This window comes from Rhizobium oryzihabitans (assembly GCF_010669145.1).
In the GTDB taxonomy this organism is placed as follows: Bacteria; Pseudomonadota; Alphaproteobacteria; order Rhizobiales; family Rhizobiaceae; genus Agrobacterium; species Agrobacterium oryzihabitans.
The window spans coordinates 1,665,203-1,682,526 of the sequence record NZ_CP048635.1; the positions used below are offsets into that span (position 1 = coordinate 1,665,203).

General features: G+C 60.8%; 14 protein-coding genes. 11 read left to right on the forward strand and 3 right to left on the reverse strand.

Features of this window, described 5'->3' with window-relative positions; genetic code table 11:
• The first annotated feature begins 37 nt into the window (after positions 1 to 37).
• The 9 genes from xylB to G3A56_RS24300 all read left to right on the forward strand — a co-directional run bounded on the left by xylB (position 38) and on the right by G3A56_RS24300 (position 12,650).
• Positions 38 to 1,492, forward strand: coding sequence for a xylulokinase (gene xylB, locus G3A56_RS24260; RefSeq protein ID WP_082184881.1), 1,455 nt, complete (start codon positions 38 to 40; stop codon positions 1,490 to 1,492).
• Positions 1,493 to 1,725: 233 nt separating this feature from the next.
• Complete coding sequence (xylA, locus tag G3A56_RS24265) at positions 1,726 to 3,036, forward strand: xylose isomerase (RefSeq protein ID WP_082184880.1); 1,311 nt, start codon at positions 1,726 to 1,728, stop codon at positions 3,034 to 3,036.
• A 725-nt stretch (positions 3,037 to 3,761) separates the two neighbouring features.
• Positions 3,762 to 5,141, forward strand: a complete 1,380-nt coding sequence (locus G3A56_RS24270) for a GH1 family beta-glucosidase (protein ID WP_082185979.1) — start codon at positions 3,762 to 3,764, stop codon at positions 5,139 to 5,141.
• A 251-nt stretch (positions 5,142 to 5,392) separates the two neighbouring features.
• Positions 5,393 to 6,322, forward strand: coding sequence for an IS110 family RNA-guided transposase (locus tag G3A56_RS24275; RefSeq protein WP_082182843.1), 930 nt, complete (start codon positions 5,393 to 5,395; stop codon positions 6,320 to 6,322).
• Between the two features lie 342 nt (positions 6,323 to 6,664).
• A complete protein-coding gene (locus tag G3A56_RS24280) occupies positions 6,665 to 7,294 on the forward strand; it encodes an NAD(P)H-dependent oxidoreductase (RefSeq protein WP_082184878.1) in 630 nt (209 codons plus the stop codon).
• Between the two features lie 309 nt (positions 7,295 to 7,603).
• A complete protein-coding gene (locus tag G3A56_RS24285) occupies positions 7,604 to 8,719 on the forward strand; it encodes a methionine ABC transporter ATP-binding protein (RefSeq protein ID WP_175414398.1) in 1,116 nt (371 codons plus the stop codon).
• Positions 8,709 to 9,377: a methionine ABC transporter permease gene (locus tag G3A56_RS24290; protein WP_035226075.1), complete on the forward strand. Its 669-nt coding sequence runs from the start codon at positions 8,709 to 8,711 to the stop codon at positions 9,375 to 9,377. Before G3A56_RS24285 ends, G3A56_RS24290 begins: the two co-directional genes overlap by 11 nt.
• 53 nt (positions 9,378 to 9,430) lie before the next feature.
• Positions 9,431 to 10,210 carry a MetQ/NlpA family ABC transporter substrate-binding protein gene (locus tag G3A56_RS24295; RefSeq protein WP_003499132.1) on the forward strand — a complete coding sequence of 260 codons (780 nt, stop codon included), beginning with the start codon at positions 9,431 to 9,433 and terminating at the stop codon, positions 10,208 to 10,210.
• Between the two features lie 196 nt (positions 10,211 to 10,406).
• Positions 10,407 to 12,650: a bifunctional diguanylate cyclase/phosphodiesterase gene (locus G3A56_RS24300; protein ID WP_164056856.1), complete on the forward strand. Its 2,244-nt coding sequence runs from the start codon at positions 10,407 to 10,409 to the stop codon at positions 12,648 to 12,650.
• Positions 12,651 to 12,829: 179 nt separating this feature from the next.
• Here the strand turns inward: G3A56_RS24300 and trhO are convergent, their stop codons facing one another.
• From trhO to G3A56_RS24315, 3 genes are all read right to left on the reverse strand, one after another.
• Complete coding sequence (gene trhO / locus G3A56_RS24305; protein ID WP_082184876.1) at positions 12,830 to 13,786, reverse strand: oxygen-dependent tRNA uridine(34) hydroxylase TrhO; 957 nt, start codon at positions 13,784 to 13,786, stop codon at positions 12,830 to 12,832.
• A 274-nt stretch (positions 13,787 to 14,060) separates the two neighbouring features.
• Complete coding sequence (locus tag G3A56_RS24310; RefSeq protein ID WP_003499138.1) at positions 14,061 to 14,969, reverse strand: CHAD domain-containing protein; 909 nt, start codon at positions 14,967 to 14,969, stop codon at positions 14,061 to 14,063.
• On the reverse strand, positions 14,953 to 15,441 hold the full coding sequence (locus G3A56_RS24315) for a CYTH domain-containing protein (RefSeq protein WP_082184875.1): 489 nt from the start codon (positions 15,439 to 15,441) through the stop codon (positions 14,953 to 14,955). Before G3A56_RS24315 ends, G3A56_RS24310 begins: the two co-directional genes overlap by 17 nt.
• A 172-nt stretch (positions 15,442 to 15,613) precedes the next feature.
• On the opposite strand from G3A56_RS24315, the gene G3A56_RS24320 reads away from it, so the two are divergent.
• Both G3A56_RS24320 and G3A56_RS24325 read left to right on the forward strand, forming a co-directional pair.
• Positions 15,614 to 16,252, forward strand: coding sequence for a 2-dehydro-3-deoxy-phosphogluconate aldolase (locus tag G3A56_RS24320; protein ID WP_003499143.1), 639 nt, complete (start codon positions 15,614 to 15,616; stop codon positions 16,250 to 16,252).
• Between the two features lie 108 nt (positions 16,253 to 16,360).
• Positions 16,361 to 17,056 (forward strand): tellurite resistance TerB family protein, encoded by a 696-nt coding sequence (locus tag G3A56_RS24325; protein ID WP_082184874.1) that lies wholly within the window; start codon positions 16,361 to 16,363, stop codon positions 17,054 to 17,056.
• The last annotated feature ends 268 nt before the right edge of the window (positions 17,057 to 17,324 follow it).

Sequence of the window (17,324 nt, forward strand, 5' to 3'; positions counted from 1 at the left end):
GAACTTTGGCGCATGGAGCGCCGGAATGGAGAAATACATGTATCTCGGTCTCGATCTTGGAACATCCGGCATCAAAGCCCTGCTGATGGACGGCGATCAGAAGATCATCGGCTCGGCCAACGGCTCGCTGGATGTTTCGCGCCCGCATCACGGCTGGTCGGAACAGAACCCGGCCGACTGGATCGCTGCCGCCCAGACCGCGGTCGCCGGGCTGAAGCAGAAGTTCCCAAAGGAGCTGGCCGCCGTCAGGGGCATCGGCCTTTCCGGCCAGATGCATGGCGCGACGCTCATCGATGCGGCCGGCAAGGTGCTGCGTCCCTGCATTCTGTGGAACGATACGCGTTCTTACGCCGAGGCTGCCGAACTCGACGCCGATCCGCGTTTCCGCAAGATCACCGGTAATATCGTCTTCCCCGGCTTCACCGCGCCGAAGCTTGCCTGGGTGGCGAAGAACGAACCTGAAATCTTCGCGAAAGTGGCCAAGGTGCTGTTGCCGAAGGATTATCTGCGGCTGTGGCTGACCGGCGAATATATCTCCGAAATGTCCGACTCCGCCGGCACCTCCTGGCTTGACACCGGCGCGCGCAAGTGGTCTGCCGAGCTTCTCTCCGCCACCGGGCTGGATGAAAAACACATGCCGTCGCTGGTGGAAGGCACCGATGAAGCGGGTGTGCTGCGGTCCGAACTCGCCTCCGAATGGGGTATTTCTGGCCGGGTCGTGGTTGCCGGCGGTGCCGGCGACAATGCGGCTTCCGCCTGCGGCATGGGCACGGTGAAGGAAGGCCACGCCTTCGTGTCGCTTGGCACCTCCGGTGTGCTGTTTGCCGCCAACGCCTCCTATCTGCCGAAGCCCGAAAGCGCCGTTCACGCCTTCTGCCATGCGCTGCCCAACACCTGGCACCAGATGGGCGTCATTCTGTCCGCCACCGATGCGCTCAACTGGTATTCGCGCCTCACCGGCAAGTCCGCAGCCGACCTGACAGGCGAACTGGGCGACGAACTTCTGGCCCCGACCGGCGTGACCTTCGCGCCCTATCTTTCGGGCGAACGCACGCCGCATAATGACGCCGCCATTCGTGGTTCCTTCATAGGCCTTTCCCATGAAAGCGACCGCAAGGCGCTGACGCAGGCGGTGCTGGAAGGGGTTACCTTCGCCATCCGCGACAATCTGGAAGCGCTGAAATCGGCCGGCACCTCCATTTCCCGCGTCACCGCCATCGGCGGCGGCTCACGCTCGGCCTATTGGCTGGCCTCGATCGCCACATCGCTCGGTGTGCCCGTGGATATTCCGGCGGAAGGTGATTTCGGCGCGGCTTTCGGCGCAGCTCGTCTCGGCCTCATCGCCGCAACCGGTGCCGATCCAGTCGCGGTCTGCACCCAGCCGCAGACGGCGCGGACGATTGAGCCGGTGGCGGCGCTTGGTGATGCCTATGAGGAGGCTTACCGGCGGTATCATGCGCTTTACCCGGCTATTCGGTCGCTCTCGCATTGAGACGCGGAGTGTGCGGTTTACCCCCCTCTGCCCTGCCGGGCATCTCCCCCACAAGGGGGAGATCAGCAAGATGCTACCTCTCGCTCCATCCGCAGCATCGCGTGAGTACGGGACGCGGCGGCGAGTCGATCTCCCCCTTGTGGGGGAGATGTCCGGCAGGACAGAGGGGGTAAGCCACGCGCAACGGCCTTGAAATTTTCGAACACCATCCAAACCCACCAAGGAGGATCACCATGAGCACAGGTTTTTTCGGCGATATCGGCAAGATCAAATATGAAGGCCCCGACAGCACCAACCCACTCGCCTTCCGCCATTACAATCCCGATGAGATTGTCGCCGGCAAGCGCATGGAGGATCATCTGCGTTTCGCGGTGGCCTATTGGCACACCTTCACCTGGCCGGGCGGCGATCCCTTTGGCGGGCAGACGTTTCAGCGTCCGTGGTTCGAAGACACCATGCAGGCCGCCAAGCTGAAGGCCGATGTCGCCTTCGAATTTTTCTCGCTGCTCGGTTCGCCGTTTTATTGCTTCCACGATGCGGATGTGCGCCCGGAAGGCAAAAACTTCGCTGAAAACACGAAGAACCTTAGCGAGATCGTTGATTATTTTGCTGAAAAACAGGCTCAGACCGGCGTGAAGCTTCTCTGGGGAACGGCGAACCTCTTCTCCAACCGCCGCTTCATGTCGGGCGCGGCCACCAATCCGGACCCGGATGTCTTCGCTTTTTCCGCCGCCACGGTGAAAACCTGCCTCGACGCTACCAAGAAGCTTGGCGGCGCGAACTATGTTCTGTGGGGCGGCCGTGAGGGTTACGAAACCCTGCTCAACACCGATCTTTCCCGCGAGCTGGACCAGATGGGCCGTTTCCTCAATCTGGTGGTGGAATATAAATACAAGATCGGTTTCGAAGGCACGATCCTGATCGAGCCGAAGCCGCAGGAGCCGACCAAGCACCAGTATGACTATGACGTCGCCACCGTTTATGCCTTCCTGCAGAAGAACGGTCTGGAAAAGGAAGTGAAGGTCAATATCGAGCAGGGCCACGCCATCCTCGCCGGCCACTCCTTCGAGCATGAACTGGCTCTCGCCAATGCCTTCGGCATTTTCGGCTCCATCGACATGAACCGCAACGATTACCAGTCCGGCTGGGATACCGACCAGTTCCCCAACAATGTGCCGGAAATGGCGCTTGCCTATTACCACGTGCTGGCCGGTGGCGGCTTCAAGAATGGCGGCACCAATTTCGACGCCAAGCTGCGCCGCCAGTCGCTCGATCCGCAGGATTTGGTGATCGGCCATATCGGCGGCATGGATTGCTGCGCCCGTGGCCTGAAGGCGGCGGCGAAGATGATCGAGGACGGCGCGCTGTCCAAGCCGCTTGCGGAACGTTACGCCGGGTGGGATTCGGCTGAAGCCCAGAAAATGCTGCGCGGCGAGCTGAAGCTCGACGAGATCGCGGCACTGGTGGAGCGCGAGGATATCAATCCCGAGCCGAAATCCGGTCGTCAGGAATATCTGGAGAACGTGGTCAACCGTTACGTTTGACCGGATCCTTGTTTCCAAAAAAGAAGGCGGGGAACATCTCCCGCTTTCGTCGTTTCGGTTTGGTTATTCTGTCGCAACATACTCGACGTCATCCTCGCGCTTGACCCGAGGATCCATGGTGCGCCGGGTTGTGGATCCTCGGGTCAAGCGCGAGGATGACGTCGAGTTAGCGAGTCAAGTTGAGCGTCATCTCTGTCAGGCGAGGACACTCTTTCCTCCGACACCCTTCCTCGCCAATCACTTACCGCAAAACATTTCCCCTTCCATCCCCACCCGCCCATTCCGTCGCATCATTCCCCTGCAACCGGAACGGAAGGGCGATACGCGCGGCGCCTTTCGCGGAACGGTGGCCGGCATCGACAAGCATGGTTCTGGCAGACCATGTTCCGGAAAGGCATCCCGCCGGGCCAGAGGCGGGAGGGGCTGAACCGGTAGGTGCCGTGAAAAGGCTGAAACCAAAGGGCCGGCGACGGTCCGAAGATGCGGCCCGGCAATTGCAAAACTTTCACCACACTGACTTGCACCCGCATTTGCCGGGCCATTTCCCTTCTGCCGCCACGGCGGCGCTGTTGTGGCGCCCGTGCATCTAAAGCGCTTTGGATTGACGGCGCCGCGCTGCTGAAACGTTGCAGATTTTGCTCATTCGCTTCTGTACCTATTTCCCCACATGGTCTAAACCGCTGCTGATCTTTTCCCGCTCGATGGATGATGAAAGGGCCTCTCCGATGACCGATCCCAAAGCGCTAGCAGCCCGTTTCCCCGGTGATTTCCTGTTTGGAGTCGCAACTGCCTCCTTTCAGATCGAAGGCTCGACCAGGACAGATGGCCGCAAACCTTCCATCTGGGATGCCTTCTGCAACATGCCGGGTCACGTCTTCGAGCGGCACAATGGCGATATTGCCTGCGATCACTATAATCGCTGGGAGCAGGATCTCGATCTCATCAAGGATATGGGCGTCGAGGCCTATCGTTTTTCCATCGCCTGGCCGCGCATCATTCCGGATGGTTTCGGTCCGATCAACGAGAAGGGGCTCGATTTTTACGACCGTCTCGTTGATGGCTGCAAGGCGCGCGGCATCAAGACCTATGCGACGCTTTACCATTGGGATCTGCCGCTGACCCTGATGGGCGACGGCGGCTGGGCCTCGCGTTCCACGGCCCATGCCTTCCAGCGTTACGCCAAGACGGTCATGGCAAGGCTCGGCGACCGGCTGGATGCGGTGGCAACCTTCAACGAGCCCTGGTGTGCGGTGTGGCTCAGCCATCTCTACGGCATTCACGCGCCGGGCGAGTGCAACATGGAAGCCGCCCTTGCAGCGATGCATCACATCAACCTCGCCCATGGTTTCGGCGTCGAAGCATCCCGCCATGTGGCGCCAGGGGTGCCGGTAGGACTGGTCCTGAACGCCCATTCGGTCATCCCTGCCTCCGATAGCGAGGCGGATCTCAAGGCCGCTGAGCGGGCATTCCAGTTCCACAATGGCGCCTTCTTCGATCCGGTCTTCAAGGGTGAATATCCGGCCGAGATGATGGAAGCGCTGGGTTCACGCATGCCGGTGGTGGAGGCGGAAGACCTCTCCATCATCAGCCAGAAACTGGACTGGTGGGGCCTGAATTATTACACGCCGATGCGCGTCGCAGACGACGTCACCGAGGGGGCGGAATTCCCGGCCACCACACCAGCCCCCGCTATCAGCGACGTGAAGACCGATATCGGATGGGAGGTATATGCCCCGGCGCTCAAGTCGCTGGTGGAGGATCTCTACAAGCGCTACGAGCTGCCGGATTGCTACATCACCGAAAACGGCGCCTGCTACAATATGGGTGTCGAAAATGGCGTGGTGGATGACCAGCCGCGGCTGGATTATTATGCCGAACACCTTGGCATCGTCGCCGATCTGGTGAAGGACGGCTACCCGATGCGCGGTTATTTCGCCTGGAGCCTGATGGACAATTTCGAATGGGCCGAGGGTTACCGCATGCGCTTCGGCCTCGTGCATGTGGATTATGACACGCAGGTGCGGACGCTGAAGAACAGCGGCAAATGGTACAGCGCCTTGGCGTCGGGCTTTCCGAAGGGAAACCATGGGGTGACCAAGGGGTGAGGCGACGCCCTAGGGCACCGGTCTCTCGCCATGGTCAGCATTCGAACAATGCGCCTCCTCATCCCTGTGCTCGTCACAGGAATCCTGTGTATTGCGTCTGTGCTAGAATGGTAGCGGACGGAAGGCCGTCGGGATCCTGGTCGTTTGAGACCGCTTGCTGGCTCTGGTCCTCCGTCCGCCTTTGATATCCCAACCTGAACAGTTGATTGAGGCCGTGAGCGCGGACCTCGAAGCACAGGATGAGGCTTGCCATGATACACCCTGTTTTCATTGGATGCGACGTCGCCAAGGCGCATCTTGATCTTTTCGACGGCCGGACATCCCGGCATATCCGCATCGACAACACCGCTGCCGCCATTCATGCATGGCTGCAAAGCCTGGAGGGGCAGGAGGCGACGGTCATTCTGGAGGCGACCGGGCGTTATGACAGGCAGCTGCGCGCGGCTCTCGATCGGCAACAGCGTCCGTATTGCCGGGTCAACCCCGCCCGGGCGCGCGACTTCGCAAGAGCCACCGGCCGCCTGGCCAAGACCGACGCCATCGATGCCCGCCTGCTGGCACGCATGGGCGAAACGCTTGGCCCCGCAACCAGCACACCACCCGATCCGGCCCGGCAGGCGCTTGCCAGCTTCCATACAAGGCGCGATCAGCTCGTTGCCATGCGCCAGCAGGAGCGGCTTCGCCTTTCCAGCGCAGAACCCATGGAGCACGATAGTCTGGAGCGCCATCTCATCTGGCTGGACGGCGAGATCGAGGCGATCGAAAAAGCCTGTCACGCCCATGTCCGGGAAAACGCGGAACTGAACGAACAAAGCACCAGGCTTCGTTCCATTCCGGGCGTCGGGCCAGTCACCGCATTCACGCTGATGGCGCATATGCCGGAACTGGGCGGCAGCTCTTCCAAAGCCATGGCGGCATTGGCGGGACTTGCTCCCTTCAATGCCGACAGCGGCATCAAACGCGGCCAGCGCCATATTCGCGGCGGACGAAAGCGCGTGCGCGATGCCCTCTACATGGCGGCGCTGGTGGCTTACAGGCTGAAGACCGCCTTCGCCCGCACGGCGCAAACCATGCAGACCAAGGGCAAACCGTTCAAGGTCATGATCATTGCCATCGCCCGCAAAATCCTCGTCGCCGCAAACGCAATCCTCAGGGATAAAACCGTCTTTGCTAAAACCTGACAATACAGTTGCCAGTCAGCCCAAGTCCTTGGGCTGAGAGGAGTCTTTCCGCCACGCAGACGCGTGTCGGCTGGATTCCTGTGACGAGCACAGGAATGAGGGTTGGGGGGCGGCCGTGCATGAACTTTACGCCCCGCATCCGGTAGCAGGCGACGTGCCAGCGCCCGCCGCCATAAAGTTCTTTCCCCTTATTATCAGTTTTCCAAACTTTTTTATCGGTTACCCCGCGGTGCCTGCTTGCGTCCGCCATCCCGCCTCCTATGTCAGACGGGCTACGAAGGCGTAGCACCCGTTCTGGCATCCAAGGGGCAGGGCGGGTTGGTCCTCCCAGGGAAAACGAACATGCTTATCGAAAAACTCAACTGGCGTTACGCCACCAAGAAAATGGACCCTTCCAAGACTGTTGCGGAAGACAAGGTCGAGCGCATCGTCGAGGCGGCGCGGCTTGCGCCTACGTCCAGCGGTCTGCAGCCGTTCGAAGTGATCGTCGTCACCGATCCGGAAGTGCGCGCAAAGATCCGCGAGATCGCCTGGAACCAGGCGCAGGTTACCGAGGGTTCGCATCTTCTGGTGTTTGCGGCGTGGGACAATTACACCGAAGAGCGGATCAACCACATGTTCGATCTGGTCAATGAGGAACGCGGTATCCGGAATGAGGGATGGGAATCCTATCGCCAGATGCTGCTCTCTTCCTATCCGCAGCGTGACGAACAGGTGAATTTCGAACATGCCGCCCGCCAGGCCTATATTGGTTTCGGCATGGCGGTGGCGCAGGCCGCTTTCGAGGGTGTCGATTCCACCCCGATGGAAGGTTTCGATCCGGCAAAGCTGGATGAAATCCTCGGTCTTCGTGCAAAGGGCCTGCGCTCGGTCACCATCCTGCCGCTCGGATATCGCCAGTCGGAAGGCGACTGGCTGGTGAACCTGAAGAAGGTCCGCCGCCCGATCGAGGAATTTGCGAGCCGCGTCTGATTTCCAAGGCACTCGCAAAGTCTTGACCGCCGCAAGGCCGCAATGACGGCTTTGCGGTAGATTTTTCCTCTGATTTCAGATAATTGAAAAATCATCCCTGTTAAAAGATGGCGCCTGCGGGCAAGTATGCGCCATCGAAATGCCGATCCCCGGCATCTCTTGAGTGAAAGCCTGACGAAATGACCCGGACAGTCACCCGGAAAATCAGCTGTCATCGAATGTGCCATCCGGCCGCATGAAGAGAGCGGCTGTCTGCCGCAACAGGATTTTTTGAGACCCGATCCGTCACGCGTTTTCCCAGAGTTTGCAATGAGTTTTCAATCCAGCGCGGCCTCGCCCGCGACCCCGCCAAAGGCGGTCCCAGAACCGGCGGTCAAGGATCCGATGGTCACGTTCGAAGGCGTGACCAAGACATTCGGCGGTGCCGACGGCAAGCCCGGTTTCGCAGCCCTTGCCGGCATCGATTACACCGTGCCGAAGGGCTCCATCACCGGCATCATCGGCCGTTCGGGTGCGGGCAAATCCACCCTCATCCGTCTCGCCAACGGCCTTGAAAAACCTTCCTCGGGCCGCGTCGTCGTCGATGGCGTCGATGTTGCAGCCCTTGATGAGAAGAGCCTCAGGACGCTTCGCCGTTCCGTCGGCATGATCTTCCAGCATTTCAATCTCCTGTCGTCGCGCACCGCTTTCGACAATGTGGCGCTGCCGCTTGAAATTGCCGGCCTTGGCAAGAAGGAGATCGAAACGCGGGTAACGCCGCTGCTCGATCTCGTCGGCCTTTCCGACAAGTCCAAGCGTTATCCGGCGGAACTCTCCGGTGGTCAGAAGCAGCGTGTCGGCATCGCCCGCGCGCTTGCCACGCAACCCAAGCTGCTGTTGTCCGACGAGGCGACGTCGGCGCTCGACCCGGAGACGACCCAGTCCATCCTCGAGCTTCTGAAGCGCATCAATGCCGAACTGGGGCTCACCGTGCTGCTCATCACCCATGAGATGGAGGTGGTGAAGACCATTGCCTCGCAGGTGGCTGTCATCGACAGGGGCCTGATCGTCGAGCAAGGCCGTACCTTCGACATCTTCACCGCACCGAAACACGAGACGACCCGCAGCCTACTGTCGTCCTCGGTCGGCGTGAAGCTGCCGCATTGGGTGACTTCGGGCTTGAAGCCGGAAGCTGCGGAAGGCGACCGCGTTCTCGTGCGGCTGGTGTTCTTCGGCGAAACGGCTTTCCAGCCACTGACGGCCCGTCTGGTTGCCGAGATCGGCCCTGATGTGAACATCCTTGCCGGCACCATCGAGGAGATTTCCGGCGAACCCTTCGGCTCGCTGGTTGTCTCCTATCCGGCCACAGCGGAAATCACCGCCCGCGCCAGCCGTTTTTATGCTGAGACCGGTCTTCACACGGAGGTGCTCGGTTATGTCGCCTGATATGATTTTCAACCTTCTATTGAAGGGCCTTCTGCAAACGCTGCACATGGTCGCGGTCGCCGGCATCGTCGGCTCGATCATCGGTGTGCCGATGGGCGTTTTCCTCGCCACCAGCGGCAAGGGCGAACTGTTCCCCGCGCCGATGACAAACCGCATTCTCGGCCTCGTCGTCAACGCGGCGCGCTCCACGCCCTTCATCATTCTGGTGGTGGCGATCATTCCTTTCACCCGTCTCGTGGCCGGCACCTCCATCGGCACCAGCGCCGCCATCGTGCCGCTCACGGTCGCCACTGTGCCCTTCATTGCAAGGCTGGTGGAGGCTGCGATCCGCGAGGTGGACAAGGGCCTGATCGAGGCCGCCCGCGCCATGGGCGCGACACCGTTGCAGATCGTCACGAAAGTCCTGCTGGCCGAAGCCAAGCCCGGCATCACGCTGGCGCTGACACTCACCCTCGTCAGCCTCATCGGTTATTCGGCGATGGTCGGCGCTGTCGGCGGCGGCGGGCTGGGAGACCTCGGCATTCGCTACGGTTACCAGCGTTTCATGCCTGACGTGATGCTGGCCGTGGTTCTGGTGCTCATCGTGCTGGTGCAGCTGGTGCAGAGCGCCGGTGACCGGCTCGCCCGCAGCTTCGACAAGCGGACCCGCAAAAACTGATAAAGCCGTTCAAGAACAACAATCCCAAGAATAACAAACCCAAGGAGACACCCATGAAGAAAATCATCCTCGCGGCTTCGCTCGCCGCTCTCTTCACCGCCGGTCAGGCGCTGGCCGAGACCATCAAGATCGGCGTAACCCCCGCCGAGCACGCGCAGATCATGGAGCAGGTCAAGAAGATCGCGGCGACCAAGGGTCTGGACATCGACATCGTCGAATTCTCCGATTATGTCGTGCCGAACCAGGCGCTGAACGATGGCGAACTTCAGGCCAACTCCTTCCAGCACCAGCCTTACCTCGACAACCAGATCGCCGACCGCAAGTTCGATCTCGTCAGCGTCGGCACCACCATCACCACCCCGATGGGCGTTTATTCGAAGAAGGTGAAGAACCTTGACGAGCTGAAGGACGGCGCGACCGTCGGCATTCCGAACGACCCGACCAATGGCGGCCGCGCGCTGCTGGTTCTCGCTTCCAAGGGCGTGCTCAAGGTCAAGGAAGAAGCCGGCCTGAAGGTAACCCCTGCCGACATCACCGAAAACCCGAAGAACATCCAGATCGTCGAGCTTGATGCTGCCCAGCTGCCGCGCTCGCTTGACGACACCGACGCTTCGGTCATCAACACCAACTATGCGACGGCTGCCGGCCTGAACCCGAAGAAGGACGCGATCGCCATCGAAAGCGAAAAGTCCCCTTACGCCAACATCATCGCCGTCCGTGCGCAGGACAAGGACAAGCCCTGGGTGAAGACGCTGGTGGAATCCTACCACAGCCCGGAAGTGAAGGCCTTCATTCTGGAGAAGTACAACGGCACGGTCATCCCGTCCTGGTAATCCTATCGGTTACGGCAAAAATGACGACCTCTCCCGGTTACGGGGGAGGTTTTTTGTTTTTGGGCCCGCGTGCAACCACGTTTTCTGAAAACCCCCCATGATTTCGGGGAAGGATTTTTCAGGTTTTTACCCCGACTGTCGTTTTATACCCGTTGTTTTTTGGGGCTGCGTCACAATCCGGTTTAACGGCTTCTGAATGTTTCCTTCGCAAGATGATGCTTTCGAAGGGGATTTTATGCGGATTGCGCCGCGAAACATTGGGGAATACCTGCCGGTCGGGCGAAGAACGGCCGTGGGCGTCGTATTGTCCACATTCGCGCTCGTGCTTCTCATCGTCACCGCGCTCGTCCTCTCCGCCCTCAGCCAGGTCAGGGAAAAGGCGAATTTGCTGGACAACGCCCGCTCGCGAGAGACGACGGCCGGTGCCCTCGTCACCTTCCGCGAGCAGCTCGGTGCGACCCTGAATGACTATGCCGCCTGGGATGATGCGGCCGAATATGTCTATGCTCCTGATCGCTTCGACTGGGTGGCCAGTAATTATGGCGACATGACGGTCAACAACGAGCTTTTCGATACCGCCGTCGTGCTTGACGAGGACGGCAAGGTCCGCATGGCCTATCAGAACGGCAAGCCAGCCTCCTGGAAGTCGCAGAGTTATTTCTCTGGCGGCGTCAGGGAAATGATCGAGCGCGTGCAGTCCATGCGGCCAGGCATTACCTCTCAGGTGACCGGTTTCGTCAAAACGCGCGATGGCATCGCCGCCGCAGGCGTGGCGCTGGTACGGTTGAAATCGGGAGCCTTGCCGCCGGTCGGTTCCGAGCGGCGTTATCTGATTTTTGCGCGCCATCTCACGCAGGCGACGGTGGACAAGCTCGCCCGCAATTACGTCATCGATGGGCTGCAACTGGAATATGGCGACGGGCCTGCCGAAAACCATGTGGATATCGTCAACCCGCTGGGCGATGTGCTGGCGCGGCTCGTCTGGCGCTCGCATCTGCCGGGAGATGTCAGCTTTCATGATGCGCGCCCGGTTGTCTTTACCGCGCTCGGCATTGCGGGAACGTTCTTTCTCGTCCTTCTCATCATCGGCTCTGCCACGCTTGACCGGCTGAAGGCCGATGAGGCTGCGGCGCGGGAGGAGGCCCTGCGCGATCGCCTGAGCGGGCTCAGCAACCGCGCCGGCCTGTTTTCCAAGCTGAACCGCATGGTGGGCAAGGCCCGGCAGGACAAGACGGACATCAAGCTGCTCTACCTCGATCTCGATGGTTTCAAGGAGATCAACGATTCCTACGGCCATGCCGCAGGCGACAGGCTGATCAAGGGTGTGGCGGCGGCGCTGAGGGTGCTGGTGCCGGAAGGTGCCGTGCTGGCGCGGCTTGGCGGCGATGAATTCGCCATTGCCATTCAGGGCAATGACGTATGGTCGGAGGGCCGCAAGCTCTGTCAGGCGCTGCTTGAACTTTTCACCGAGCCCTTCAGCATCGGGGAGCGGGTGGCGAGCATCGGTTGCAGCATCGGTACCTCGGTTTCGAGGGCCGGCGATATCAATGGTGAGGAACTGCTGCGCCGCGCCGACATGGCCATGTATCAGGCCAAGGAAAACGGGCGCGGGCGTTACGTTTCCTACGAGCTGAAAATGGATGCGCTGCGCGAGGAAAAGCTGCAGCTTGAGGCGGATCTGCGCCACGCCATTCTGAATGACGAAATAACGGTGGTCTACCAGCCGGTCGTCAGCGCCGCCACGCGCTGCATCACCGGGGTGGAGGCACTTGCCCGCTGGCAGAGGCCGGGATACGGCTTCGTGCCGCCGGATATCTTCATCGCTGCTGCCGAGACCAGCGGCCTCATCGACCGGCTCGGCCTTATCGTCCTGCACAAGGCCTGCGAGACGGCGGCGCAATGGCCCTCCATCAAGCTTTCGGTGAATATCTCACCCGTGCAGTTTCGCAATCCCGCCTTCTCCCGCCATGTGGCGGATATTCTCGCCGCCACGCAGACGCCGACCGAAAGGCTGCGGCTGGAGATGACGGAGGGATATTTCATCCAGCATCCGGAACGGGCAAGTGCGGCGATCGACAAGCTGAAACAGCTTGGCCTGCACATAGCGCTCGATGATTTCGGGGCCGGCTTTGCAAGTGTCGGCTATCTGCGCCGCTTCGGTTTCGACCGCATGAAGATCGACCGCTCGCTGATCATGGCGCTCGAAAAGGGCGGACGCTCTCTGCAAATGCTGCAGGCGACGGTGGCGCTGGCGAAATCGCTCGATATCCCGGTCACTGCGGAGGGTGTCGAGACGGAAGAACAGGCAGCCATCCTGCATCTGTGCGGTTGTGACGAATTGCAGGGTTACCTGTTCTCGAAACCGGTCGCCGCCGAAGTCGTCACCGCCATGCTGGAGGAGCAGACGGCGCCGCTGTTTGCGCTTCGGGCAGGGGCGTAAGCAGCTGGCTTTACTTGCGCAGGCTTGCGGCGGACAGGCGCTTCCTCCATATTCGAGGTCATCCTCGGGCTTGACCCGAGGATCCACAATCAACCGCGCAATGGATCCTCGGGTCAGGCCCGAGGATGACGCAGGAAAGGTTAACCATCTGGTATCCGGCTACGTTTACTGCCGACCCGTTACCGACCCAGATGCCGCTCGCCGCGCTTCTTTGCCAGTTCGATCTGCTGCTGCCGGTCGCGGAAGCGCTGGCGGTCCTCTTCTGTCCGGTCGTCGTAACAGCTCGGGCAGGAAACGCCTTCCTCGAACAGCGGGGATAACCGCACTTCCGGCGTGATGGGGTTGCGGCAGGCATGGCAGAGCTTGTGGTCGCCTTCGGCCAGCCCGTGAACCACCGAGACGCGCTCGTCGAACACGAAGCAGGCGCCTTCCCACAGGCTCTCTTCCTCCGGCACTTCCTCCAGATATTTGAGGATGCCGCCTTTCAGGTGATAGACCTCGTCGAAGCCCTGTTCCTTCATGAAGGCGGTCGCCTTTTCGCAGCGAATGCCGCCGGTGCAATACATGGCGATCTTCGGCTTGTTGTGCAGGCCGGGATTGTTCTTCACCCAGTCGGGAAACTCGCGGAAGGTCTTGGTCTTCGGATCGACCGCGCCCTTGAAGAGGCCGATGGCGGTCTCGTAGTCGTTGCGCGTATCGATGACGATGGTATCGGGGTCTGAGATCAGCCCGTTCCAGTCGCGCGGCTCGACATAGGTGCCGACGATGCGGTTCGGATCGATATCCGGCACGCCCATGGTGACGATCTCTTTCTTGAGCTTCACCTTCATGCGCACGAAGGGCATGCCCGACGCGCGGCTTTCCTTGTGCTCCAGAGCGGCAAATTCCGGCTGGGCGCGCAGGAAGGCAAGCACGGCGCGAACGCCCGCATCCGGCCCGGCAATGGTGCCGTTGATGCCTTCGGCCGCCAGAAGCAGCGTGCCCTTGACGCCATTTATCTGGCAGAGCTCGAACAATGGCTCGCGCAGGCTTTCGAACCGCGGCAGGCGGGCGAAATGATAAAGCGCTGCCACAAGGAAATCGCCAATAATGCCAGGGGCGACGTCCGGGCGGGGGAGAATGGTGGTGTCGGTCATGGGCGCTGAAATACAGCGACGGCGGCCGCAAAGCAATATTTATCCGCCATCGCCGGTATTTTGAAAATCGTCAGATATCGGACAAAGGGAGCAAAATGTGGGGCGGTTCGTCACTTAAATCCGCGTTGGTGAGACCGCAAACCCCTCTTCCGTCATCCTTGGGCTTGTCCCAAGGATCTAATCACGCCGCGCAAAATCGAAACGTTGCAAATCCTCGGGACAAGCCCGAGGATGACGTCGAGTGGGTGGGACGTTCCCTTCGTCGCCTTCCCTCCTATTTCCCCGCATGCCGCCACAGGAGGCCGACGATGCGGCTTTCCGTGCCGGCGGATTCGGAGAAGACTTCGTTTGCCAGCTGAAGACCTTCGGTGCGCAGCGCCTGCTGCCTCTGGATGATCGCATCGAGAAGCAGGGCGAGCCTTTCGCCATTGCCGAAACGTTCCGGCTCCCGATCGGCGACGGCTGCAAGGACGGAGAGATCATGTTCATGGCCGAGTATGTCGACCAGCCTTTTGGTATCGGCCCTTTTTGCGCGCATGGCGGAGGGCCAGATGCGGCGCAGCAGGCCGAGATGCATCCAGTAGGCCTGCCCGGCCTTGCGCAATTCATGGAAATGCTCGACGTCGGCATGGTCGTGACAGTCGGCAAGCGCCTGGCGCGCCCGTTTTCTCTGCTTTGACCAGCTGGTTCTCACCAGCCGCGTGGTGTCTTTCACCTCGTCCGTTAGCGACAGCGCCTTCAGCCTCTCGCGTCCCGCCTCGCATCCGGCGATGGCCGCCGAAATGGCGTCGTCGAGGCCTGCCTCATGTTCGATGGCGTGATCGCGGCGCTTGCGCAGCATCGCCGCGATGGAACGCAGCGCCTTGCCCTGCGCATCGGAGAGCGCGAAAGGTTCGAGATAATCCGCCGTCTCCACCAGTGCCGTCGCATCGCGCGCAAAGGCGAGCGAGCGGGCGATGTCGCGGAAACGGGCGTTTTCCTCACGGCTGAAATCGGGCGCACCCCTGGCAACGAGGCGGTAGAGCGCGCGCAGCCGCTTGAACCGCTTGCGAGCATCATGCACCGCTTCGTGCGGGCCGGACGGCCGGTCACGAAGGATGGTTATCGCATCGTCGATCAGTTCCAGCCCGGCACGACGGATTTCGTCGTCAAAGGGCTTTTTAGGGTCAATTCTGAAAGGCATCCGACAATTCTCCATGCGGATTGTCCATGGCCAGCGACTGGTTGGAAAAGCGGCGGTCGCCAGTCACTTCCCTGCCAAGCCAGGAGGGCAGATCCGGATCGGCATTCTCGTCGTCCATCTCCACCTCTGCCACCACCAGTCCTTGATATCGGCCTTCGAAAACATCGATTTCCCAGGTGAAGCCGCCGTGATCGACGGTGTGGCGCGTCTTTTCGATCACCACCCCCGGTGCGCTCGCCATCATCTCTTCCGCGTCTTTGAGGGGAATGGCATATTCATATTCGTCGCGGACAAGCGCGCTTGCGCCGATCTTGATCGTCAGTGTCGCGTCACGTCCGTTGACGATCCTGACCCTGACGGAACGATTTTCCAGCGAGGCGACATATGCCTGCCGAAAAGCCATGCTATGCGTCACCTCATTGCGCCATTCACCGCCTGCAACAAGAAACTTCCGTTCAATTTCCTTGGCCATGCTGTCTCCGCAAACTGGTGCGCCAGATTATCGCAAGATGAGGTCGCGAAGAAGCGAATTGATTGAAGTATCTAGATAAAAAATGGCCCCGTCATGCCTCGACATCAAAGCCGGGGCAGGCTAATCGGTAAACGGGATTTCAATCGTTTCAATCGCGCAAGGGAGGCTCATCTTGGCCCAGGACTCCGAAAAACTGCTCTCCATCCTCAAACTCCAGCCGGTCGTTCCGGTGCTGATCGTGGATGATGCCGCTTCCGCCGTGCCGCTCGCGCGCGCCCTCGTCGCAGGCGGCCTGAAGGCAATCGAGATTACCATGCGCACGCCCGCCGCACTCGACGCCATCCGCGCGGTCGCAGCGGAAGTGGAAGGCGCCAATGTCGGCGCCGGCACCATCCTCAATGCGAAGGATTTCGAAGCGGCAGCGGAAGCGGGTTCCACCTTCATCGTCAGCCCCGGCATCAACAAAAGCGTGCTCGAGGCCGCGCGCGGCTCCAAGGTGCCTCTGCTTCCAGGCGCCGCCACCGCAAGCGAGGTCATGGCGCTGCGCGACGAGGGCTACAAGGTGCTGAAGTTCTTCCCCGCCGAACAGGCCGGTGGCGCGCCTTATCTCAAGGCACTGTCCTCGCCGCTCGCCGGCACGGTGTTCTGCCCGACCGGCAGCGTCTCGCTCAAGAACGCCAATGATTATCTGTCCCTGCCGAACGTGGTGTGCGTTGGCGGTTCCTGGGTTGCCCCGCGTGAACTGGTGGCGACCGGCGACTGGGCTGGTATTACCAAGCTTGCCGCCGAAGCCGCAGCCCTGCGCGGCTGATCTGCACGTCTTCAAACCCGTTCACGAAGGCGTGAGCGGGTTTGACATTTGTATTCGCGCCACGACTTCCTATCTCCCCTGTAGATTTGACCCTTACAGGAGATTTTGATGTTCGACGCCAAGAAGCTTCTTGAACAATTCCTCGGCTCACAGGTGCCGGGCCTTTCGGGAAGCGTCCGTGACAGAGCCGGGCAGGCCGCCGATATCGCCAAGAACAATCCCTTGAAGGCCGGTGCGCTCGCCGCCGCCATTCTGGGCACCAAGACCGGCCGCAAGCTTGCCGGCAATGTCGCCACCATCGGCGGCGTCGCGGCCATCGCCGGTCTCGGTTATCTCGCCTACAAGAACTACAAATCCGGTGAGAAGCCGGAAGTCGCGCCGAAACCCGAGCCGGAGCTTCTGGCGCCGCCGGCCGATTCCGCCTTCCATCCGCAATCTCCCGCCCTTTCCAACGATTTTGCGCTGAAGCTCATTCAGGCGATGATTGCTGCGGCCAAGGCCGACGGTCATATTGACGAGAACGAGCGCGCCAACATCATGGAAAAGGTGCAGGTCTCCGGCCTCGACACGGAAGCGGAACGTTTCCTCGAAAAGGAACTGGCTGACCCGCTCGATATCGACGCGCTGGTGGCCGCTGCCCGCACCGAAGAGCAGAAGGTGGAAATCTACACCGCCTCGCGCCTTGCCATCGAGGCCGATACGCGGGCGGAACGCGGTTATCTCGACCTTCTTGCCGGACGGCTTGGGTTGCCGGATGCGCTGGTCGATCATATCGAGGCGACGGTGGTGGCTGCGAAGGTTTGAGGTAGTGCTTTGGGCATGAGCATGAGGGTTTGAGCGTGTGGCTCACCCCCTCTGCCCTGCCGGGCATCTCCCCCTCAAGGGGGAGATTCACCCCGGACGATCTCTCGGCCATCTTCAACGTTGCGAGGGAGCGAGCGTTTCATTCTGGCTGATCTCCCCCTTGAGGGGGAGATGCCCGGCAGGGCAGAGCGGGGTGAGCCGCACCCACCAAGGCATAACCCCAACTGCCGACGGCCACAGCAATACACGCCACTTCCCGGTTGTCATC